The sequence below is a fragment of the Priestia sp. Y58 genome (assembly GCF_029522095.1).
Taxonomy (GTDB): Bacteria; Bacillota; Bacilli; order Bacillales; family Bacillaceae_H; genus Priestia; species Priestia megaterium_E.
Genome location: NZ_JAKWFL010000005.1, coordinates 121,719 through 144,000 on the forward strand (window position 1 = coordinate 121,719; position 22,282 = coordinate 144,000).

At 39.2% G+C, this 22,282-nt stretch carries 24 protein-coding genes and 1 riboswitch; of the genes, 8 read left to right on the top strand and 16 right to left on the bottom strand.

Features of this window, described 5'->3' with window-relative positions; translation table 11 throughout:
* Positions 1–14: 14 nt before the first annotated feature.
* Positions 15–998, bottom strand: a complete 984-nt coding sequence (locus MMB68_RS16495; RefSeq protein WP_115653143.1) for a zinc-binding dehydrogenase — start codon at positions 996–998, stop codon at positions 15–17.
* 163 nt (positions 999–1,161) lie between these two features.
* Here MMB68_RS16495 and MMB68_RS16500 point away from each other — a divergent pair, with 163 nt between their 5' ends.
* On the top strand, positions 1,162–1,509 hold the full coding sequence (locus MMB68_RS16500; protein WP_014461394.1) for a winged helix-turn-helix transcriptional regulator: 348 nt from the start codon (positions 1,162–1,164) through the stop codon (positions 1,507–1,509).
* Between the two features lie 210 nt (positions 1,510–1,719).
* A complete protein-coding gene (rpoN, locus tag MMB68_RS16505) occupies positions 1,720–3,057 on the top strand; it encodes an RNA polymerase factor sigma-54 (RefSeq protein WP_260507773.1) in 1,338 nt (445 codons plus the stop codon).
* A 57-nt stretch (positions 3,058–3,114) separates the two neighbouring features.
* Here the strand turns inward: rpoN and MMB68_RS16510 are convergent, their stop codons facing one another.
* The 3 genes from MMB68_RS16510 to MMB68_RS16520 form a co-directional block, all read right to left on the bottom strand.
* Positions 3,115–3,966, bottom strand: a complete 852-nt coding sequence (locus MMB68_RS16510; protein WP_221812579.1) for a class I SAM-dependent methyltransferase — start codon at positions 3,964–3,966, stop codon at positions 3,115–3,117.
* A 97-nt stretch (positions 3,967–4,063) separates the two neighbouring features.
* Positions 4,064–6,481, bottom strand: a complete 2,418-nt coding sequence (locus tag MMB68_RS16515; protein WP_208732707.1) for a YhgE/Pip domain-containing protein — start codon at positions 6,479–6,481, stop codon at positions 4,064–4,066.
* 188 nt (positions 6,482–6,669) lie between these two features.
* Positions 6,670–7,155 (bottom strand): GNAT family N-acetyltransferase, encoded by a 486-nt coding sequence (locus tag MMB68_RS16520; protein WP_014461398.1) that lies wholly within the window; start codon positions 7,153–7,155, stop codon positions 6,670–6,672.
* 175 nt (positions 7,156–7,330) lie between these two features.
* Between MMB68_RS16520 and MMB68_RS16525 the strand changes: the two genes are divergently transcribed.
* Genes MMB68_RS16525 through MMB68_RS16535 form a run of 3 tightly spaced genes read left to right on the top strand, consistent with a single transcriptional unit; the run spans position 7,331 to position 9,729 of the window.
* Complete coding sequence (locus MMB68_RS16525) at positions 7,331–7,561, top strand: FeoA family protein (RefSeq protein ID WP_013055605.1); 231 nt, start codon at positions 7,331–7,333, stop codon at positions 7,559–7,561.
* Complete coding sequence (feoB, locus tag MMB68_RS16530; protein WP_221812580.1) at positions 7,558–9,528, top strand: ferrous iron transport protein B; 1,971 nt, start codon at positions 7,558–7,560, stop codon at positions 9,526–9,528. Before MMB68_RS16525 ends, feoB begins: the two co-directional genes overlap by 4 nt.
* 15 nt (positions 9,529–9,543) lie before the next feature.
* Positions 9,544–9,729 carry a FeoB-associated Cys-rich membrane protein gene (locus MMB68_RS16535; RefSeq protein WP_014461400.1) on the top strand — a complete coding sequence of 62 codons (186 nt, stop codon included), beginning with the start codon at positions 9,544–9,546 and terminating at the stop codon, positions 9,727–9,729.
* Between the two features lie 42 nt (positions 9,730–9,771).
* Here MMB68_RS16535 and MMB68_RS16540 read toward each other — a convergent pair whose 3' ends face one another.
* Both MMB68_RS16540 and MMB68_RS16545 read right to left on the bottom strand, forming a co-directional pair.
* Positions 9,772–10,095, bottom strand: a complete 324-nt coding sequence (locus MMB68_RS16540) for a DUF3243 domain-containing protein (RefSeq protein WP_221812582.1) — start codon at positions 10,093–10,095, stop codon at positions 9,772–9,774.
* 16 nt (positions 10,096–10,111) lie between these two features.
* Positions 10,112–10,693, bottom strand: a complete 582-nt coding sequence (locus MMB68_RS16545) for a hypothetical protein (protein WP_221812583.1) — start codon at positions 10,691–10,693, stop codon at positions 10,112–10,114.
* Positions 10,694–10,954: 261 nt separating this feature from the next.
* Here MMB68_RS16545 and hxlR point away from each other — a divergent pair, with 261 nt between their 5' ends.
* The 3 genes from hxlR (at position 10,955) to hxlB (ending at position 12,785) form a co-directional block, all read left to right on the top strand.
* On the top strand, positions 10,955–11,320 hold the full coding sequence (gene hxlR / locus MMB68_RS16550) for a transcriptional activator HxlR (RefSeq protein WP_221812584.1): 366 nt from the start codon (positions 10,955–10,957) through the stop codon (positions 11,318–11,320).
* Between the two features lie 267 nt (positions 11,321–11,587).
* Entirely contained in the window at positions 11,588–12,217 is a 630-nt protein-coding gene (gene hxlA / locus MMB68_RS16555; protein ID WP_013055599.1) for a 3-hexulose-6-phosphate synthase, read from the top strand.
* A 10-nt stretch (positions 12,218–12,227) separates the two neighbouring features.
* On the top strand, positions 12,228–12,785 hold the full coding sequence (hxlB, locus tag MMB68_RS16560) for a 6-phospho-3-hexuloisomerase (protein ID WP_182420897.1): 558 nt from the start codon (positions 12,228–12,230) through the stop codon (positions 12,783–12,785).
* 113 nt (positions 12,786–12,898) lie between these two features.
* On the opposite strand, the gene MMB68_RS16565 is transcribed toward hxlB, so the two are convergent.
* The 10 genes from MMB68_RS16565 to MMB68_RS16610 all read right to left on the bottom strand — a co-directional run bounded on the left by MMB68_RS16565 (position 12,899) and on the right by MMB68_RS16610 (position 22,101).
* A complete protein-coding gene (locus tag MMB68_RS16565; protein WP_182420898.1) occupies positions 12,899–13,144 on the bottom strand; it encodes a ferredoxin in 246 nt (81 codons plus the stop codon).
* 86 nt (positions 13,145–13,230) lie between these two features.
* A complete protein-coding gene (locus MMB68_RS16570; protein ID WP_277549195.1) occupies positions 13,231–14,241 on the bottom strand; it encodes an ABC transporter substrate-binding protein in 1,011 nt (336 codons plus the stop codon).
* Entirely contained in the window at positions 14,238–14,981 is a 744-nt protein-coding gene (locus MMB68_RS16575; RefSeq protein ID WP_121944473.1) for an ABC transporter permease, read from the bottom strand. Before MMB68_RS16575 ends, MMB68_RS16570 begins: the two co-directional genes overlap by 4 nt.
* Positions 14,978–15,742 carry an ABC transporter ATP-binding protein gene (locus tag MMB68_RS16580; protein ID WP_277549196.1) on the bottom strand — a complete coding sequence of 255 codons (765 nt, stop codon included), beginning with the start codon at positions 15,740–15,742 and terminating at the stop codon, positions 14,978–14,980. The genes MMB68_RS16575 and MMB68_RS16580 overlap by 4 nt, the downstream gene beginning before the upstream one ends.
* Positions 15,735–16,406 carry a thiaminase II gene (gene tenA, locus MMB68_RS16585; RefSeq protein WP_115653134.1) on the bottom strand — a complete coding sequence of 224 codons (672 nt, stop codon included), beginning with the start codon at positions 16,404–16,406 and terminating at the stop codon, positions 15,735–15,737. Before tenA ends, MMB68_RS16580 begins: the two co-directional genes overlap by 8 nt.
* Positions 16,407–16,411: 5 nt before the next feature.
* Positions 16,412–17,689 carry an acetylornithine deacetylase gene (locus tag MMB68_RS16590; RefSeq protein ID WP_277549197.1) on the bottom strand — a complete coding sequence of 426 codons (1,278 nt, stop codon included), beginning with the start codon at positions 17,687–17,689 and terminating at the stop codon, positions 16,412–16,414.
* A gap of 114 nt (positions 17,690–17,803) precedes the next feature.
* Positions 17,804–17,906: riboswitch (TPP riboswitch) on the bottom strand.
* Positions 17,907–18,125: 219 nt separating this feature from the next.
* On the bottom strand, positions 18,126–19,136 hold the full coding sequence (locus MMB68_RS16595) for a MupG family TIM beta-alpha barrel fold protein (RefSeq protein ID WP_277549198.1): 1,011 nt from the start codon (positions 19,134–19,136) through the stop codon (positions 18,126–18,128).
* Positions 19,133–20,494, bottom strand: a complete 1,362-nt coding sequence (locus tag MMB68_RS16600) for a PTS transporter subunit EIIC (protein ID WP_277549199.1) — start codon at positions 20,492–20,494, stop codon at positions 19,133–19,135. The genes MMB68_RS16595 and MMB68_RS16600 overlap by 4 nt, the downstream gene beginning before the upstream one ends.
* Before the next feature lie 89 nt (positions 20,495–20,583).
* Entirely contained in the window at positions 20,584–21,438 is an 855-nt protein-coding gene (locus MMB68_RS16605; protein WP_042992307.1) for a MurR/RpiR family transcriptional regulator, read from the bottom strand.
* Between the two features lie 12 nt (positions 21,439–21,450).
* Positions 21,451–22,101, bottom strand: coding sequence for an N-acetylmuramic acid 6-phosphate etherase (locus tag MMB68_RS16610; protein ID WP_277549200.1), 651 nt, complete (start codon positions 22,099–22,101; stop codon positions 21,451–21,453).
* Positions 22,102–22,282 lie beyond the last annotated feature (181 nt).

A 22,282-nucleotide genomic window follows, 5' to 3' on the forward strand; every position in this document is an offset into this window, starting at 1 on the left:
CCTTTTTCGTTCTATCATTTATCTATTACAGCTACAATTTTCCCTTTTACTCGACGAGTCGCCAGTTCATCTAATGCCGCCGGCACTTCATCTAGTGAAATAACTTTTTCCACAAGAGCATTCAGCTTATTTTCTTGTAAAAGCGAAAGCATACTATTGCCCATCTCAGCAAGTTTTCGCTGTTCTTTTACGTTATTAGACTGATGTACACTTCCTAATGCAACTTGATGAAACGATAGTGGATGCGCAAACGAAATTGCATCGTTTACATTAGGAGGTCCTGCGATAAATGCAATTTGACCATTAAAAGCAAGAGCCTTCACCGATTCGTCTGCATTGTCACGTCCAACGGTATCTAGAACTAAATCTACACCGAGTCCATCGGTAAGCTCCAGCACTTTTTTCACAAAATCTTCTTTACGGTAGTCGATTGCATAGTCAGCACCTAAACTTTTCACAAACTCATGATTGGCAGAAGATGCAGTTGTAAGCACTGTAAGCCCTGCATTTTTGGCAAGCTGAATAGCAAAGCCTCCAACCCCTCCAGCACCTGCGTGAATTAAAATCGTTTGTCCTTTTGAAGCGTTCATTTTGTGAAACAATGCTTGATATGCTGTATATCCCGCACATGGAATAGCCGCAGCGTCTTCAAATGAAACCCCTTTTGGAATAAGAGAAACTGTATGAGCTGTTGTCACTCCGTATTGTGCAAACCCGCCTTTTTTCGATAAATCGCTATGATATACAACGCGGTCTCCCACTTTAACAGTTGTCACTTCTTCTCCCACTTCCTCGACAACGCCAGCTGAATCAAGTCCTAATACGTGAGGATATGTCCAACTAGGATTACCGCCATTTCCTGTTTTATAATCTACAGGGTTTAGGGCAGTAGCTTTAATTTTAACTAAAATTTCACCTTTAGCTGGATGCGGCTTTTGGATATTTCCGACTTTCATCTCACTTACTTTCCCTTTGCCTTCTAGCAGTAAAGCTTTCATCAAGATCTCCCCTTTTACATTTCTTCCTTCAATTAAAAGTTCTTTTTCAGTATAATAAATACATGTTGTTTACAAAAGAAGGCACTTTCATGTAACCAGGTACCTTCCCGGTAACCTAGGTCTATGGATATTAAATTATTATATCCATATTTCATATCTGTTTATGAATGGAGGATTAGCGGTGAAAGCACCCCACTATAATGTACCTGTTGAAGCAACGCTTGAAGTAATCGGCGGGAAATGGAAAGTCGTTATTTTATGCCTATTAAAAGAAGGCGAAAAACGTTTTAGCGAACTTCAGCGAGCTATGCCTGCTATTACCAAAAAAATGCTGTCTCAACAGCTAAAAGAATTAGAAAAAGACGGTGTAGTTAATAGAAAAGTATACAATGAAGTTCCTCCTAAAGTAGAGTACTCACTCAGTGAAGAAGGCGAAACCTTACGAGAAATTTTAAATATGATGTGCGCATGGGGAGATAGAAGAATGGGAAACACTCCAAATTGCAGCTAAGTTCTCCTAGCAGCTTTGTTAAAACAACCGAATAGCTGCTGGGAAGACCTATTCGGTTGTTTTATCTATTTCCCTACTCTTTCTTCTGGGTCGCCCTTGTGTAAGAACATCTGACAACACTATAGAATTCTTTCGCATTTTCATATATGATGATGTCGAACGATGCAGCCAGAATTGTCGAAATAAAACTCAAGAATGATAGGTGATTCAATGATGCAATTAGGTTTAGATTTATCTCAAAAACAACTATTAAAATTGGCCATGACACCTGAATTACGTCAGTCTATCAACATTTTAAATTATTCTACGGCCGATTTAGTTCATTATCTTCATGAGCAAGTCAATGAAAATCCTGTAATTAAACTGTCTGCTGGCGATCCTCAGCAAAAAAATTCATTTAACACTCGAGAGCAGCGTTCATATTCAAAAGGTCACATCGATGACGAGTATAATCCGTTTAATTATATATCCGATCAAACTGTGACATTAGAGAGCCATTTATTAGAGCAGCTTTCTATGTTAAATCATTTACACTCACAGCAAAAACACATCGTTCAATTTCTAATTGGAAACTTAAATAAAAACGGCTTTTTAGCAATTGAGCCAAAATTGGCAGCCGAACTGCTGAACGTTTCAATTGACGAAGTCAACGATATGATTCACGTTTTACAAAGCTTTGATCCAATCGGAGTGGGCGCTCAAAACTTTGTCGATTCACTGCTTATTCAAATTAAGTCCAAAAAATCAAAGCCTCCTCTTTTATACGATGTGGTGAAACACGATATTGAAGATATTGCTAACAAAAAATATCGGAACATTTCAAAAAAATACTCTATTTCGATGCGCGAAGTACAAGAAATTGTTGACTGCTTGCGGACATTGAATCCTCGTCCAGCAGGAGATTTCTACGTTCCGCTTACGAAGTACATTTCGCCTGATGTAACGGTACAAAAAATAGACGGCCGCTATCATGTTATTCTTCATAGCGAGCTGCTTCCGCCCATCGAAATTAACAGCACCTACCAAAAGCTGGTTCATCGCTCTGCATGCGTAACAACCGATCGATACGTACAGGAAAAAATGCACGAAGCTACTTGGCTAATTAATAGTATCGAGCAGCGTAATGCGACGATTTACAACGTGTCTAAAGCCATTGTGGAACATCAGCAAGGATTTTTCGAAGTAGGTATCTCGGGGCTAAAGCCGCTTACCTTAAAAGATATTGCTCAAAAATTAAACTGTCACGAATCAACGGTAAGCCGTGCAACCAACGGAAAGTATATTCAAACGCCGCGCGGACTGTTTGAATTAAAATACTTTTTCACTAATTCTTTAGAGAGAACCGATGGCGAACAAAGCAATTCTACTGCCTTTATAAAAGAGAAAATTAAAACATTAATTGCCGAAGAAAATAAATTAAAGCCTCTTTCAGATCAAAAGCTCATGTCTCTTCTTTCCAGCGAAGGAATTCAAATTTCAAGAAGAACAGTAGCTAAATACCGTGAAGAAGCAGGGATTGAAAGTTCTTCTAAGCGGCGACGATTTTAATATTACTTATCCTAAACTACAGCTTTATCACTACTAAAAAGAACCCGTTGATTTTACTCAACGGGTTCTTTTTAGCGGTTTCCAATAAATAAAAGCCATATGATATTGATACGTATATTCATATATACCATTTACTTTTTTTACATGCTGTAAAATAATCTTCTCAGTTTCTAATTTGTCAACATCTTTCGAAAGCAGCTTTGTGGAGTTCTTCTTGATGAGATCTTCGTACGTCTCATACGTTACCGTTTTGGTTATAGGAACCAGCTTACAATCTGCATAAATGCCCAGTTCATATAAAATATTTAGTAAGTCAATATATTCCTTACGGCGCCATTTAATCTCGTACCCAAGTTTTCTATGTAACTCTATGTAATGAGGCTTTTCTGGACCCGTTGACATGCCGATAACCGCCAAACGATTAGCCGAATCATTCATATTTAAGAGACCATCGACAATATTATGCATACGGTAAAAGCAGTTTATTCCTACTACCACGTCATAGTTATCTGTTAGACGCTCATACTCCCATTTACCTTCTATGAACTTTAGGTTAGAGCGGGCATCTGATTGCGTTTGTAAGTAGCGAATAATGCTTGGCGAACAATCCATACACGTAAGTTCTTTTACATGATCCGCAATCGAAAACGTATAATTTCCCCAGCCAGGGCCAATTTCCATAACAGAGTCGTTTGGATTCAAAAAAGCAAGAAGTTCTTGTTGAAGCTGTTTTACTACAGAATCATTTTCTGAATTAAAAGACATTTTTTCTACATACCGCTGCCAAAATTCATCTTCAGCTCGGTCATTTATCATCCGTTCCGATATTGAGCCATCCCACTCTTTTAACCCTTCCTGCCACTTTCTTACCTGATCACTTTCATATACCGAAAATTTTGTAAGCTGCATGCATTCACATTCCCCTCTTTTATACGTAAGCCTATACTAACATAAAGAAAAAGAGAGTTCCTTTTTAAACTGGAACTCTCTTTTTATATTAATTAAATTATGCTGCTGCCTCTTCCTCTGTGTGATGCTTCTCTTTTCTGGCATTGATATAAAACATTGTCAATGAAAGAGTGATGAAGATTGCTGCAAAGATTCCAAGTACGCCAGCCTGATGCCATACATAGCCGAAATCATCACCAATTGAAATGATTTCACGGAAACCGCGAATTGCATAGGTCATAGGCAAGTATGGATTGATTGCCTGGAAGAATTCCGGCACAAGTGCTTTAGGGAATGTACCTGCACTGCCGCCAATTTGAAGCAGCAGAATAATAAACGCTAAATACTGCCCTACTTTTCCTAACCCTGTTGTTAAGAACAAGATCAGTGTAAAGAACGTTACACCTGTAATCATGGTGAAGATATAGAAGTGCCAAATGCTTGTTACGTTTAAATGCAAGCCCCATAGAAGAGCTGTAACAGCAATCGCCGCCTGCAGCATACCTACAATAGTGATGACACTAAACTTACTTAAGAACCACGAAATACCTGATGTCGGTCGAATTGATGGCTCTTTCATTGGGTACACCGCTGAAAACATTAATGTTCCCGCAAACAAGCCAATACATAAGATGTATGGAGCTAATCCGACACCGTACTTATCTACGTTGTTTTGTTTATCTGATTTTAAATCCGTTGGATTTGAAAACATACTGTATGTTTTATCGTCCGCTTTAACATCTTTTGCATCTTTTGCACCGTCCGCTAAAGATGAATGAAGCTCGCTTGTTCCATCTGATAATTTAGATGAACCATCATATAATTTTGACGAACCATTCGTTAACTCTTTAGATCCGTTTGCTAGTTTAGTTGCCCCGTTTTCTAGCTGCGTTAAACCATTTGCTAGCGCTGCGCTTCCTTGTTCAGACTTCTTAAGTCCATCCACAATTTGCTGTTGCCCGTCAGCAAGCTTTCCAGCCCCTGTATGAGCATCAGCAATACCGCTGTTGAACTCGGCAAATTTACTGTTGAACTGCTTTTCTCCGTCTGCTAGTTTAACAGCACCGTTGTATAATTGAGTTTGACCATTATATAACTGAGTTTGTGCGTTGTATAACTGAGTTTGGCCATTATACAGCTGACTTTGTCCATCAGCAATTTTATTAATAGCGCTTTGAATATCTTCTCCGCCTTTAGACAGCTTTTGCAGCGCCGCAGATAACTCTTGCACTTTATCTACTTTTGCTTTTAGCTGCTCTGCTTTTTGCTGCTGTTCATCCATAAACTGCTGAGACGTCAGCTTTTTAATTCCTGCAATCAGCGTTTGTTTTTGCTCATCGGGAATGGACTCGTTGCTGTTAATGCTGTCAATGAGGGCTTGCTGCTGCTGTTCAAACTCTGCTTTTTTTGAATCGACCTGCTGTTTAATCTGCGTAATTTCCTGTTCCGCTTGATTAATTTGCTGCGTAACGCTGCTCACTTCAGCGTCCACTTGGTTTAAGCCGCTCGTGAACTGCGGTAGTTTCCCTTGAAGTGTTTTTGTTCCTTCATTAAGTTGCTTTGTAGCATCCTGGAGTTTTTTGGTCCCACCTTGCAGTTTTTCAGTTCCATCTTGTAGCTTTCCTAATCCAGTGCTAAGCTTTCCTGCACCTGTTTCAAGTTCTTTAGAAGCCGCGTACAGCTGACCGCTTCCATTCTCTAGCTTCCCTAAACCGCTGTTTAGGCTGCCTAAGTTTTCATTGATTTTATCCGCACCGTTTAGTAGCTTAGCTGTACCAGCATTTAAATCTGTTGCTCCTTTACGTGCATCCGTTAATCCACTTGCTAATTTAGCTGTACCGTCTTCAAACGTAACTGTGCTGTCTGCTAGTTTCTTCATGTTATCTCGCAGCGTTTTCGATCCGTTTTCTAGATCACCTGCACCGTCACTTGCTTTTTGAAGACCGTCCGCTACTTGCTTAAAGCTGTCAAATACCGTTTCAGCATACTGCTTTGTGACTGCTTCTTTAATCTGATCATTGATTTTAGCCACTGCATTTGAGCTAATTTGAGCGCCTGAATAGTTCTTTCCGGCATTTGTATGATAGATAAATTTCATCTTTTTAGGATTCTCATCCATTAATGTTGTTGCATTTTTAGAGAAATTCTTTGGAATTTCTAAAACTAAATAGTAGTCCTCATTCTTTAAGCCTTCTAACGCTTTTTCTTTGTTCGTGAATTTCCAGTCAAATTTATCGTTTTTCTTTAAATCATCAACAAAATCACGACCGACATTCAATTTCTTTCCATCTAACGTAGCACCTTTATCTTCATTTACCACTGCAACTGGAATTTGATCTGTTTTTCCATATGGATCCCAGTAAGCAGATAAAAAGATGACATTATAAAGTAATGGAACAAATAACAATCCGCAAATCACAACAATAGTCATTGGTTTGGAAAAGATTTTTTTCCATTCTCCTTTAATCATATTCATGTTTTTTAGCCTCCAATAATCCTTACTTCCGCCTGACTGTTTGACCGAAAAACATTTTCGGTCATTAAGTTCTGATTAATGTTACCATATTCACAAGAACAAGGTCAATCGTTATTCTGTAATTAAAAGCTGATTTTAACAGAAAGTTTAAAATCAGCTTTTTTTAAGATAACGTTCATGCTATAGGCTTAAATCATTAGCTTCATCCGCATCGTTTTTAACAAATGCCCTTCAAATTCATCGTCAAATTCATCCACGAGCTGGAAACCTTTTGATTGATAAAAAGCACGGCCTATTCCGTTTTCCCTTTCTACGTTAATGTAAACGATTTTTAATTCCTTCGAGCGCTTCATTCCTTTTTCTAACAATTGCGAACCGATTCCTTTTCCTTGATAAGCAGGCAGTATATAGATAGATCCTAGTTCTATTTCCCCTCTGTTTTGCAGTCGGAAAAAGTTAGCGTATCCTACGATTTTCTCATCAATAGTTGCTACATAAATGAAAGAATTGTGCAAGCGCCACAGCAGCCTTTTATTGGAGTATGCTTCTGAAAGAAACCGATTCTGAACGCTCCTAGGAATAATTCCTTCATATGTATCGTACCAGCTCATCTTTGCGACGTATTGAACAGACGTAATATCTTCTTTTCTCATTTTGCGAATGATTACCTCCACTCACATCCCTCCTGACAATTTGCTGCTAAAATCGTACATAATTTCACCTGAAAAATATAGTTATAAATATATATTTTTAATTGTAACGCTCTAGAAGCATTGATTGATTTTAGAACCTTATGTATAATCGAGATAGATACAAATTGAAAATGATTATCATTAACAGGAGTGCTGAATGATGAATTTAACTACCGTGAGTATTGGCGACAAAGTAAAAGTTAAAAACATTGAATTTTTAGATAGATCATTAGAACGCCGCCTTCTTTCTTTTGGAGTAAAAAAAGGCTGTGAACTATGCATGAAGCAAAAAACCATCTTAGGAGGACCTTGTATTATTGAATGTCAAGGTCAAATGATTAGCATCCGAAAACGCGATGCGGCTAAAATTGAGGTTGAGACAGCATGAGTACAATTGCACTTTTAGGAAATCCAAACACAGGAAAAACTTCTTTATTCAATATATTAACAGATTCCTATGAATACGTAGGAAACTGGAGCGGTGTAACCGTTGAAAAGAAAGTTGGGTCTATTAAAAAGCAAAACAGCCAGCTGGTTGATTTGCCGGGTGTGTATGATTTTACTCCTCTTTCTTCAGATGAAGCAGTGGTAACTAACTTTTTGTTAACCGGAGAATTTAACAGTATGCTGAATATTGTAGACGCTTCTCAGTTTGAAAGAAGCATGCATCTCACTATTCAAGCATTGGAATATGGAAAGCCATTAGTAATCGGCTTAAATATGATTGATGTAGCGGAAAAACGCGGATTGACTTTTAATTTGGAGAAGCTTAGCAAATCATTACATATTCCGGTTTCAGCGATTATTGCCCGCAATGGAAAAGGAATTAATGAGCTTCTCACCACTTTGAAGCAAGATTTAAAAGCCCCTTCATTTCAATTAAATTATGGGGAAACCGCTGAACAAGCAATTCATATGATTCAAACAAAAGCGGACGTCAGCAGATGGATTGCCATTCAATTCTTAGCGGAAAATAGCGTAATCGAATCAACATTAAAAGAAAAAACGAGTTACCCAGAGCTGCTTGAGCTTCGAAAAGCCGCTGCAAAAAAATTAACCAAGCCGCTTAGCGAGCATTTCTTCGACGTGCGTACAGCATTTATTGAGCGCATTTCCAGCGAGTGTATCGTAAAAGGCAGCGAAACACCGCTAACCTTCACAGATCGAATCGATCGAATTGTGACGCATAAGTGGCTTGGTCTCCCTATTTTTCTTGGCTTAATGTATTTGATTTTTAATATTACGTTTACGTGGATTGGCGTTCCGCTTTCTGATAAACTGGACGGCTTCTTTGGTGGAACGCTTAGTGAAGGCGCTGATTCTCTTTTAAATGCAGCTGGTGCCGCTCCATTTATTCACGATTTAATTGTGGATGGCATTATTGCAGGAGTAGGCGGCGTACTAGTATTTGTACCACAAATTTTTGTCCTGTTCTTTTTCATTTCACTGCTTGAAGATTCAGGATACATGGCTCGAATTGCTGTAGTAATGGATCGTATCATGGAATTTTTCGGTTTGAACGGAAAAGCATTTATTCCGATGATTATTAGCTTTGGATGTAACGTACCGGGGATAATGGCCGCGCGTACAATTGAACAGCGAAAAGAGCGCCTTATGACCATTTTAGTCAATCCATTTATGAGCTGCTCAGCACGTCTTCCTGTATACGCTTTGTTTGTAGGTGCGTTTTTTGTGCAAAACGGAGCAGCTGTGGTGTTTTCTATGTACTTGCTTGGCATTATTTTAGCACTTGTTGTAACGAAAATTTTATCAGTAACGCTTCTTAAAGACGAACAATCAACTTTTATTGTTGAACTTCCTCCTTACCGCGTACCTCAAGCCAAGACTCTTTGGAGAAGCACGTGGGAAAAAGGCCGAAATTTCGTCCGAAAAGCAGGTACGGTTATTTTAGCTGGCTCTGTATTTATCTGGCTATCATCTTACGCTGGTCCTGGCGGTTTTGGAGTAGATATGGAAAATAGCTTTATGGCTATTATTGGAGGTGCTATCGCTCCTCTATTTATCCCTTTAGGTTTTGCGACATGGCAAGCTGTAGCATCACTGATTACAGGCTTCCTAGCAAAAGAAGTGGTTGTTTCAACTATGAGCATCATTTATAAAGTACAAGAAGGACAGCTTGGCGACACAATGAAGACATTCTTTACACCGCTAACAGCCTATACGTTTATGGTGTTTGTTCTTCTTTATGTTCCGTGTCTAGCAACCGTCGCTGTTATTCGACGAGAAACCGGCTCATTAAAATGGACAGCATTTGCTGTGGCCTATCCTTTAGTTGTCGCTTATCTCGTAGCTTTGCTTGTACACACGGTTGGAAAAATACTTGGGTTTTCTTAAAAGGAGTGACTAACATTGATTATTAATATTTTAATTGGGGTTTTAATATTTGGGTATGCCCTTTATCATATGACAAAATTCTTCCGCAAGAGCACTCAGGGAAAATGCGCAAGCTGCGGACAGCAATCTTCTTGTACAACGGATGATTGCGGTATTGATTGGGATAAAACAATTCAAGAAGCTCAAAATCAATCATCTTAATACATTAAAAAAGCATCCTGATAGCGGGATGCTTTTTTAATGTTACGCAACTAGTTTTAAAATGAGATGAGAAAGAACTTCTTTTTCCTCTTCACTGCTGACTTTCCATAACTCATGAAGGACTTTTTCTTCTCGGTTTCGAGGTTCCTCATTTTTGGCTAAATAGCTAGCCACTTTTTTTGTAGCGGCCGTTAATTGTTCCTCACTTAACCCGAGCTTTTTCCCGACATAAACTTTTTGACTTAAATAATCAGTAAACGTATCAAAATTCTGCAAAATTGCTTCTTTCTTCTCCGTCCCTAAATTATCTGCCGTTTCTTCAATTTTATTCATGTCTTTTATGGTGCCTTCATTCATTTGACTCACAGTAAACATCTCCTTTTTAGTGAATAGATTGGTATGTTCTTTCACGCTCAGCTTCTGGTTTTTCGTCTGGGGTCATTTTGTCCTTACTAATTTCAGAAGTTGCATCTTTCACTTTTTCACCAATTTGCTGTAAATCACTTTTAGCATCTTCTACCGTCGATTTTGCATCATGCGTAACGCTTTTCACATCCTCTGCTTGCTTAAAGAAATCTTCATTTACACGCTCGTACAAATGTTTGGCATCATTAATTGCATCTTTTAAAAGATTCGATGCATTTTTCATTTGTTGCACCATTTTTTCCTTTGTTTCTTGAGGGTTCTCTTTTACTTGATTAATCATGTTTGCAGAGGAGTCCTTTAATGTAACGGCTCTTCTTTTAACAGATGAGCGAGTTTTATTATCAAGCAATGTTATACATCCACCCACAACTGCTCCGACAACAACACCTTTTACTAGCTTGCTGCTGCAGCTTTTTCCAGTGTTAACAGCAGCAGTGCTATTAGCTATCTGTGGATTGTTATTAATTCCTACATCGTTGTTAATGCCTGCGCTGTTGCTTAAAGCAGGGTTTTGTAATTCAGATTGGTTTCTTTCCATTTTTACTGCCTCCTTTAGCATCGTTATTGAGTGATTTCCCATCTTTTTTTATATTTAAACAATTGAATTCCTTAAAAATAAAAAACATGACTAAAGGCCACCTTTTACACCTCACTAGTCAAGAATAACTATATAGTAAGAAAAGCTAAGTTTTTTAATGGAAAGATACAAGCCGGATTTTTGTAAAAGGATTGTCAGCACCGGTATAATAAGAAGTACTGTAAAAGAAATTTTATACTATTGGTCATAGGGGTGAAACAATTGAGCCAGCTTAATAAGGAATTTAACTGTGAAAAAGAATTAACGCTTGCTATTATCGGCGGAAAATGGAAGATGCTGATACTATGGCACTTAGGACGTGAAGGAACAAAACGGTTCGGGGAACTAAAATCGCTTATTCCTGATATTACGCCGCGCATGCTGGTTAACCAGCTGCGGGAACTGGAAGAAGATCTAATTGTTAGCCGTAAAGTTTATCCTGTCGTACCACCTAAAGTCGAATACTCGCTTACAAAAGAAGGAGAAAGTTTAATGCCTATTTTGACAGCCATGTACGATTGGGGTAAAAATTACCGTGATACAGTGCTGATCAATCAAGAACAAAAGGCAGAAACGTTAATTAAATGATGGAAACTAATCCTTCTATTCCATAGTTTTTATTTTTTATGCGGATGATATTAATCAATATCATCCGCATTTTTAATGAAAATTAAGCGGTTACAAGACTGATATGTCCATTAGTATACTTCTGTATACTATCATTCCCCACACTATTTGTGGGAAAAGTGCGTACTTTTAAGAACCTCAAACTGCGGGTACAATAACTACACCAGCTGCTTTTTATGTAAAAAAGCACAAAAGGTATCTATAGATTTCTGTAAGGAGTGGAGTAGAATGGAATTACAATTAGCGTTAGATCTTGTTAATATTTCTCAAGCAAAAGAGGTAGTAAAAGAAGTTGAAGAACATATTGATATCGTGGAAATCGGTACACCTGTTGTAATCAATGAAGGGCTTCGCGCCGTTAAAGAAATTAAAGAAGCATTTCCTAATTTAAAAGTATTAGCTGACCTAAAAATCATGGATGCAGCTGGTTATGAAGTACAGCAAGCTTCTCAAGCTGGAGCAGACATCATTACCATCTTAGGTGTAGCTGAAGATATGTCAATTAAAGGTGCAGTTGAAGAAGCGAAAAAACAAGGTAAAAAAATTCTAGTCGATATGATTGGTGTAAAAGATATTAAAGGACGCGCAAAAGAGCTAGACGAATTTGGCGTTGACTATATCTGTGTACACACAGGATACGACCTTCAAGCAGTTGGCCAAAACTCTTTTGAAGATTTAGTAACAATCAAAAGCGTTGTGAAAAATGCAAAAACAGCTGTTGCTGGCGGCATTAAATTAGAGTCTTTACCTGAAGTAGTAAAAGCACAGCCTGATCTTGTTATCGTTGGCGGAGGAATCACGAGCCAAGACGATAAAAAATCAGTTGCTTCTCAAATGAAAGAGCTTATTACAAATTAAGGAGCTTTCTATGCAGACGAGCGAACATTTAAAAACGGTTATGAATGAGCTTTTACAAACAACAGCTCTAATCGCTGACGATGAAGCTGAACAGCTTGTAAATGGCATCATCTCATCTAAAAAAGTGTTTGTCACCGGAGCAGGCCGTTCAGGTCTTATGGGCAAGTCATTTGCTATGCGTATGATGCATATGGGCATTGATGCGTATGTCATTGGAGAAACCGTGACGTCAACTTTCACGAAGGACGATTTATTAATCATCGGATCAGGTTCTGGCGAGACGAAGAGCTTGATTCCTATCGCTCAAAAAGCAAAAGAACTTGGAGGAAAAGTTGGAGTAGTTACAATTTCTCCCGATTCCAAGCTTGGCAAGCTGGCTGATTTTATCGTGAAGCTGCCCGGTGCTCCGAAGGATCAAGAACAAAGCAGTTATCAAACAGTGCAGCCTATGGCGTCACTGTTTGAACAAACGCTTCTTCTCTTTTACGATGCGCTGATTCTTCGCTTCATGGAGAAGAAAGAACTTGATACCCATACAATGTACGGAAAGCATGCAAATTTAGAATAAAAAAAAGGTCTTGCTCTAGGCAAGACCTTTTTTGTTTTGAAACTTTCTATCTCACCAAATATTTATTTATCGCATAACTAAATGTACTTTATCGTTAACTTTTTCCAAAAACCCTATTCCAATTTTGTTGCATCTCCATAAAAAGGCTGCCCTGCGACTTTAATGGATTCTGTTGGGCATCCTTCATACGCTTCCATCATCTCATCTTGCTGATGTTCAGGAACCTCTTTTGTTCCTTCGTTGTTATCTAGCACTGCATAAGCAAGACCTTCTGAATCGTAATCATAAAGATCTGGTGCACTCCCTCCACATGCTCCGCAAGCAATACATGTTTCCTTATCTACTATCGTAAAAGCCATAAAAAAACCTCCTTTACCTTTTCACTTTCTCGTTCAGAAAGTTACGTTCAGTATAAGAAGGTTTTTTTAAATTTGTTTTAAATTATTTACTTGGATTCTACAATATTCTCAAACATTTCAGCTACATTTGCCTTTTTCTTAATTAATCCTGACTCTTTTAACCAGTCCACATTTGACTGCCATGATTCTTTCGTTTGACTGCCAAATCCTTGTTCAGACTTCATTTTAGGAAGTAAAATATTTAAACTTTTTGTTTCCACGTCTTTTTCAAGAGGGAAGTTTGATTTATCTTGGTTATCTAATAGAATTTGAAGTGATTCTTTTGGATGTTTCTCTGTGTACTCATACCCTTTTGTCGCGGCACGCCAAAACGCTTTAATCGTATCAGAATCTTTTGCCCACGTTTGATCCCCAGTAACTGCCACTAGCTCATAGTACGATGGTACGCCGTAATCCGAAGGATCAATGTCAACTGTTTTGTATCCTTTTTTGTGAAGCAATGGTACTTCGTGATTAATATATGCCCCTATTACGGCATCTACTTTTTTACTAATCAGCGATGAATTTAACTCAAATCCTACGTCTACTAATTTTACCTTATTCGGATCTCCTCCATCGCTTTTTACCATTTTCTTTAGAATAGATTCACTTAATGGTGTTCCGCTGTAGCCTACTACTTTTCCTTCTAAATCTTTAGGACGCTTAATACCGCTATCTTTCAATGCCACAACTCGGTTTAGCGGAGATCTTACGATCGCTCCCACCGACTTTACCGGCACATCTTCATTTGCTCGTGCCATTGCTACATCAGGCTGATAATAAAGGCCGAGCGTAACTTTCCCCGCAGCTGCTAAATTAAGCGAGTCCGTTGGATTAGCAGGAAACTGTACTTTTACGTTCAGCCCTTCTTTTTTAAAATATCCTTTTTCTTGTGCAGCGTAAATGAAGCTGTGCACTGCATTTGGGTACCAATCAAGCATAATTGTAACGTCTTTTAATTTTTTACTTTCACCAGCTTTATTTTCCTTGTTCTGACCGCAAGCAGCGAGCATCAAAACAAGCAGCAGGCTTAACCCAATCGCAAACCATTTTTTCATTCTGTTTTCCTCCACTTTAATGAACGTTTTTCGAAACCTACTACAATAATAAAGAATAAAATACCAAGCGCAGATAAAATCACAATTGGTGCAAATACACCAGCTGCATCAAACTGTGTCATCATGCGACGACTGAAATATCCTAAGCCTGCTTGCGCACCTAACCATTCCCCAATGGCAGCACCTATTATACTAAAGGTAACCGCTACTTTGAGCCCTGAATAAAAATGAGGCAGTGCAGAAGGAATGTTCAACTTAAAGAAAATATCTTTTTTTGTTGCTCCCATCGTTAGCATGAGTTCTTTTAACTCTTTGTTTGTGGAACGAAGCCCATCAAACGTGCTAACCGTAATAGGAAAAAAAGTAATTAATACGGTCACAATCACTTTGCTCCAAATGGAGTAGCCAAACCACAGAACAAATACAGGAGCTATGGCAATGGTCGGAATCATTTGAGATGCAATAATAAGCGGATAAAAAGCACGCTCAATAAGCGGACTCCAATTCATCCATACAGCCAGCATAACTCCCAGCACCACGGATATAATCAGCCCAATTACAACAATAGATAGCGTAGCTGGCAAATGTTTAAACAATAAATCCATTCGCAAATCCCAAAGCTTTGTTAAAATACCAGTGGGCGTTGGTAAAATAAACGGATAGTTTACAATGCGTGCTCCAATTTCCCAAGCAGCCAGCAAAATGACGACTAAAATCACTGAAGCCCCGTATTTTTTCATGTGTTCACCTTCGATCTTAGCTGTTCAATTAAATAATCCTTCACATCAAGCACTCGCTGTTGATTCAGATCTTTTTGCGTTCGAGGTCTGCTAAGCGGCACTTGAATTTCTTCAAGATAACTTACCGGCTTGTCTGAAAAGATAAAAATGCGATCTGATAAAAAAAGCGCTTCATTGACGTCATGAGTGATAAATAAGATGCTATGCTTACGCTTTTGCCATTGGTCAAGCAGCCATTCCTGCATCGATAAACGCGTGATTGCATCAAGTGCACTAAAAGGCTCATCTAAAAGCAGCACGTTAGAACCGCTTAATACCGTCCGCAGAAAAGAAACGCGCTGCTTCATCCCTCCGGATAAATCACTTGGAAAACGGTTTTCATACCCTTTTAGGCCAAACTCTTCAAGCAGCTGAGACACTTGCTGATGAGCACTTGCTTTTGACACATTGTGAAGCTCAAGCGGCAGCGCTGCATTGTCTAGAATCGTACGCCACGGAAGCAGCAAATCTTGCTGCGGCATGTAGCCTACTTTTCCTAGTCGCTTTTCATAAGACTTTCCGTTAATCACGATATCGCCTTCACTCTGCTGTTCAAGACCCGTAATGAGACGAAACAACGTACTTTTTCCAGATCCGCTCGCTCCAACGATACTGACAAACTCGCCTTCTTTCACGTCTAAGTTTAATGATTTTAAAATCGCTTGATCACCATTTTTGTACGTAAAACTGACGTTTTGAAAAGATAACACAGAGTTATTCATGAATTGGCCACATCGCTTCGTTATAAGCCATATCCCAGAACATATACTCAAAACGCGTCGTATTTAAGAAAATTTCTTCGAGCTTTTCTAACTCCGCTTCTGATTTGTCTTCAGTAAGTGAGTCAAATAAGTTTATACACCACGTCGCAAGTTCTCCAAATTCTTCTGAGCTGTACATTTCAATCCACTCGCGGTAAAACTCATTGTTAGCTCCAGGCTTTTCACTGAGTTCTTTTCCTATTTCCCAGTAGCTCCACATACAAGGCAAAAGAGCCGCCACTAATTCAGCTAATGTTCCGCTTTGACCAACGTGTAGCATATAATGTGTGTATGCAAGCGTTGTAGGAGATGGCTGCGCTTTTTCTAATTCTTTTTCGCTGATTTCAAATTTCTTGGCATACTCACGGTGAAGGCTCATTTCTTCATTTAACGTAGAATCTAAAAGGCCTGCAAATTTCCCCATCGTTTGAAGATCGGTAGCTTTCATGGCTCCAATTGCAAATAACTTGGCATAATCAATTAGGTAAAGGTAATCTTGAATCATGTAAAAGCGAAACTTTTCCTTTTCAAGCGTTCCGTCTCCCATTCCCTGTACGAAGGGATGATTATGATTTTGACGCCAAATAGGCTGCAGCTTTTCGTATAATCGTTCACTAAATTTCATGATGTTCACTCCTTATGCGTATGCAGCCACGTATAAATGAACTGCACCATCACTTTTGTATATTGAACAAGCTGATTAATATCTAATTGTTCGTTCACAGCATGTGCATTTGCTAAATTTCCCGGACCGTAAATAGCCGCCGGAATTCCCGCATCAGCTAGCCATCCCCCGTCTGTTACGCTAGTTGACACATCAATTGGAGGCTTTTTCCCTTCCATTTGTTCATGAGTATTTGCAAGCAGCTGCACTCCTCCATGATTTTCATCAATTTCTAATGACGGAAAGATTTCTCCTCTGTCTTCGATCATTGATGTGCCTCCCCATTCAAAGGTTGGCAGATTATCTTTTAACCATGGATCCGCTTTTGCAATAGCTAAAATGTATTCTTCCACTTCTTTTGATACTTGGTCGTACGATTCATTGGGATAATAGTGAACGGTGATCCACAGCCTGCATTCATCTGCAATAAAAGCAGCATGTCTTCCGCCTTCGATTACTGCTGGATTAATCGTATTTGTCCCTGGCAAAAATCCTGGATAGCTCTTTGTAACAGCCCAGTGACGCTCCAATTCTTGCAGCCCTCCAATCACTTTTGCCATCTTTTCAATAGCGCTTGCGGCTAAAAGCCCTCCTCCAGCATGAATCATACTTCGGCGTGTACCGTCATGATAGGTTTTACTACTTTTTATCGTAATCCATCCCGTGATCACTCCGCCTTGACCTTGAATATGCAAATCACTTGTATCCGCTACAAGCGCAAAGTCAGCTGTATACCCTTTCTGACAGCATTGCAGCGTACCTGCCTCTCCTACTTCTTCTCCTACAACGGATTCAAAAATCAAGTCTCCCGGCAGCTTGATTCCTGCTTCCGTTAAAAGCTGAACTGCAAACAACGCTCCTGCCAAGCCGCCTTTCATATCAGCAACTCCGCGTCCGATGATTTTATTGTCTTTCACGACAGCTTCAAACGGATCTGTTTCCCATTTTTCATTTTCTTGTACCTCAGCAACATCCATATGACCGTTAATAATCAGGCTTTGATAGTCAGCTGATTTTTGTCCTTTTAACGTACCCACTACGATGGGGTCGTTAGAATATAAGTCCCACATATCAATGGAGAAACCGCAGTTTTTAAGAAAATTCGCTACGTGCAGCTGCGCTTCATGAGAATTTCGTGCAGGAGGCGCTGGCGTTTTATACGAAACAAGCGTTGTTAATAACTGGATTAACTCTCCTTTGCGCTCCTCTACCTGTTTGACAAGCAAATCAATTGTTTCTTCCATGTATGACACCTTCCTTTACGCATAAAAAAACACTTCTTTCGCAGGAAAGAAGTGTTTTTGTTTATGTACACAAAATTATTATAACGAGTTCGTAAGGAAATCCCATACAAAACATGCATTACAATACCTCTTTCCTACGCTAGTATTACCTAGTTCAGGTTATAAGGGTTAAGACTTCTCGTCTCTCTCAGCTTCGAAAGCACCCCTAGTGGTGTTGTATCTCTATGAAATTAATCTATTATCATATGTTTACCTGTAATAGTTTTATCATAGTAAAGCGTTTTATTCAATAGAAAGGTTCATGATAGGGTAATGAAAATAGTTTCCTTTTTAGTAAAATAAAAAGCACACACCTTTTTCAAGCAGTGTGTGCTCTTTGTTTTTATAAACTTACTAGTTAGCTATCAGCTTCTTTAAAAATACACGATTTTTCCATTTAGACAGGAATAAGCTCAAGTTTTTGACCCGATCTCACTAACGAAAGCAGTTCATGATCTTCTTCTATCACATGCCCAATCACGTTAACATTAGCATTTGCAGGCAAATTCTTTTTAGCTATTTGAACCTCTCCTCTGTAACGTCCGTAGCCATCATTGTCCATTGTAATTGCTCCGATTCCGCGCTCGACTGTATGATATGGCGGCACTGGTTCTACAGATCGTGTATCCACCAAACGCAGAACGTCTCTTGATATATCCGGACGCACGCTGTACGTTCCCTGTATATGAGGTGAACGAATGCGTAGCGGAATAATGCGGTTTTCTTGATATTGAACTAAACGTTTTAATAAACTTGAACTGGCGTATGGATCTCCAATATAAACCTCCGTTACTCCGCATCCGTATAAATCTACTGCAGAGGTAAAAGGACATTTATTACGGTCTTTTTCTCTAGTAGGAAGACCTTGATAAATAGGACCTCTTTTTTCGCCTTCTCCAGGAATATAAGCACACACTGGAATACGAAGTTCATTGAATAAATCTGTCTGCTGTTGAAAAAACGTTTCTTCAAGCCCTGTTTCAGGCCGCGGATAAAAATTATGCCAAGCAAGCAGCTGATGATGATGAAGGCCTGCAGATAACAGCGCTTCTATTTCTTGTTTTGACAATGTACTTGCATTAAGGGCAATATAAAACTCATCCGCAAGTAAAATCGTTTCTTCTACGCTAAAGCCATCGTCTAGTCTAATACCTGATACGCCAAGTGAAGATAGAGTCATAAGGCTTTCGATACCCAAATGAAACGGTGTATGCTTGGATACATCTGCATACACGCTTATTCCACAATCTCTAGACACATGAAGCAATTCTTTTGCCCGTTCAGCCAAATCTCCTTTTTCCTCTGGAATGTGAAGTGAAGTGAATGCGCGTGTAACGCCGCATTCACTCGCTTCTACTAACCTTTGTTTGGCATCTCTATCGTTCAAATAAAACGAAATGCCAATCATTCAAACTCCCTCGCCATTTCATCGTTAAATCCAAAGAAATAGGTACAAATAAAGCCTGCTGCGTAAGCAATAACTAATCCAAGTAAATAAAGAAGAATTTGATGCGCATGAACTAAAAACGTAAGCGGCAAACCTGATACTCCCACTGCTACAGTTGCAATATGGAAGTGCGCCTGAAACGCTCCGCCGATTCCAGCTCCAAGACAAGCGGTTAAGAATGGCCGCCCTAAAGGAAGTGTGACTCCAAAAATAAGCGGCTCTCCGATTCCGAGCAGTCCTGAAGGAAGTGCGCCTCCAATTGCTCGCTTTAAACGTTTTTTCTTTGTTTTGATATAAATAGCAAAAGCTGCACCGACCTGACCGGCTCCGCCCATTGCTAGTATAGGAAGAAGCGGATCATCTCCAATTGAATTGATAAGCTCTAAATGAACAGGAGTAAGGCCTTGATGCAGTCCCGTAATGACGAGCGGCAAGAACGTTGCCCCTAAAACAAAGCCTGCTACAACTCCTCCCACCTCTAAAACTCCTAAAAGACCTTTTGTGATTCCGTCTGAAATCAAGCCGCCGATTGGCATGAATACCACATACGTAATAATTCCTGTAATTAACACCGTAACGGTTGGTGTAATAATAATATCCAGTGACTGAGGGACAAATTTACGTACTCGTTTTTCTAACATGGCCATAAAGATTGCTGCAAGCAACACGCCTATTAAACCACCCCGCCCCGGCAGAAGTGCTTCCCCAAAAGGTTTAATATCAGCTACGGCAGGATTAATGACTAAAATACCGGCTAAGCCTCCTAGAGCTGGCGAACCTCCAAACTCTTTTGCGGCATTAATACCTACTAAAATACCAAGATAAGCAAATAAACCGCTTCCGATAACGGTTAAAAGAATAGCAATCTGTGAATCCGCCGGAAGCCACTTCGCTTGCACAGCTGCTTTTGTCACTCCAGTAATAAGTCCAGATGCTACAAGAGCAGGTATCAACGGAATAAAAATACTTGCAATTCGGCGAAGCAAGAGCTTAAACGGAGTTGCATTTTTTTCTTTTAGCTCCGATTTTCGCTGTGCTGCACGATTTTCTAAGTTAATACCGCCGGATTCATCAATTAACTTTCCAAACTCCTCTGTTACTTTGTTCACTTTGCCGGGACCAATAATGATTTGCAGCGTCTCTTCTTCCACTAACCCGAGCACGCCTTCAAGTTTTCGTATATCTGCTTTTTTAACGATTGAATCATCTTTTACAGTCACGCGCAGCCGCGTCATACAATGCGTATACGCTTCAATATTGGATGCTCCCCCAAGCATCTCCAAAACAGCCTTTGCTAATTGATGATTATCTAAAGACATGTTAATCCCCCTTTGTATTTTCCTCTTAGATGGATACGCCACTGAGGAAACAGACCACAAAATCCCCTTTTTGCAATCGCTTTCTTTTTTTATTTTTTATCTTTCAAAAACTGAATGGCATCTCTTGTTTTGTCAATATACTCAATCGTCTGGTCGTACTGCTGCGCTGCAATACTTAAAAATAAAACATCAATCACATAAAGCTGGGCTAAACGAGACGATGTAGCTGCGCTTCGAAACGGCGCTTCTTGAGAATAAGACGTATACAAACAAATATCTGCTAAAGACGAAACGGTAGACTGTCCGTACTTAGTTAAGCTAATCGTCTTTACTCCGCGATTTTTAGCTAAAGATAAGACATTGCTTACTTCAGGGGTCTCCCCTGAAAAAGAGATGCCCACAACTACATCGTCTTTACTTGCATTTGCGATGAGTGTAGCTGCTAGATGGCTATCTGCAAAAGCCGTCGCATTTTTATTAATTCGAAGAAATTTTTGTTGCGCATCCATAGCAATAATATGTGAAGCACCGATTCCAAAAAAATGAATGTTTTTGGCTTCAATCAATGTCAAAACAGCCCGCTCTGCTTCTTTATAATTCACAAGCTCGGCCGTATCACTTAAACTTTGAATGCTGTTGCTTACTGTTTTTTTGACAATAGTTTGAATCGTTTCGTTTGTTTCAATATCGCGGTATCCTTGTTCTGTATCTTTAGCTAAATCACCGGCTACTCTTACCTTTAATTCTTGAAAGCCGCTAACCCCGATAGATTTACACAAACGAATAACAGCGGCACTGCTCGCATTCGCTAGTCTTCCTAGTTCCCCAGCCGTACTGTTTACCACAGTATGCGGGTTGTTTAAAATATATTCAGCAATTTTCCTCTCCGAATCCGGAAGCTTAGCCACCGTGTTTTTAATCATTGTTAATCCGCCTGTTGACATCGTTTTTCTCCTTTATACGTAATGTTCAATCGCTTTTCTCACATAACCCCCCGCATTATTCAGTAACGTCTTTGCGGTATCGTAATTTTCATTTGTTTTGATCATAACCACTGCTGTTTTTACCTCATTATTTGCTTCTTCAAGCGTTTGACTTGCTTGCTCATAAGAAACACCTGTAATTTTACAAATAATACCTATCGCTCGCTCTTTAAGCTTTTCATTACTCACATGAACATCTATCATTAAGTTTTCATACGCTTTTCCTACTTTGATCATAGCCGCGGTAGAAATCATGTTGAGAATCATTTTATGAGCGCTTGCTGCTTTTAACCTTGTGGAACCTGTTAGCACTTCTGGACCTACTACCACCTCAATACTATGGCCCGCTTCTTTTCCAATAAGAGAATTACCATTGCAAGACAGCGCCACTGCTTTAGCTTTTACAGATTTTGCATATCTTAATGCACCAATCACATAAGGAGTGCGTCCGCTTGTTCCCGCACCGACATAAATAAGCCGGCCTTCCTTTTGAAATAATTCACTTACAAACTCAACTGCTACCTCTACGTTTGGAAGTACTTCTTGCACAGCCAGCGCCACTTTTTGATCTTCTTTATTCATTACGTGCAAAATTTCTTTTGTACTAGCCGTATCTATCTTCATGGTCTGCTCATTTTGGGACTCTGTGTTAATAATGTAAGCTGTTCATTCATTTTTTTAGCTACTTTTTCATCATGTAGTGAAGTTATGGTTATTATAATTCCTTTAAAATATAATTTCAATAATTTATTTTATTTTTAAAATTATATTTTAAACAAACATAGAAAAAGACTTCAGGCATATA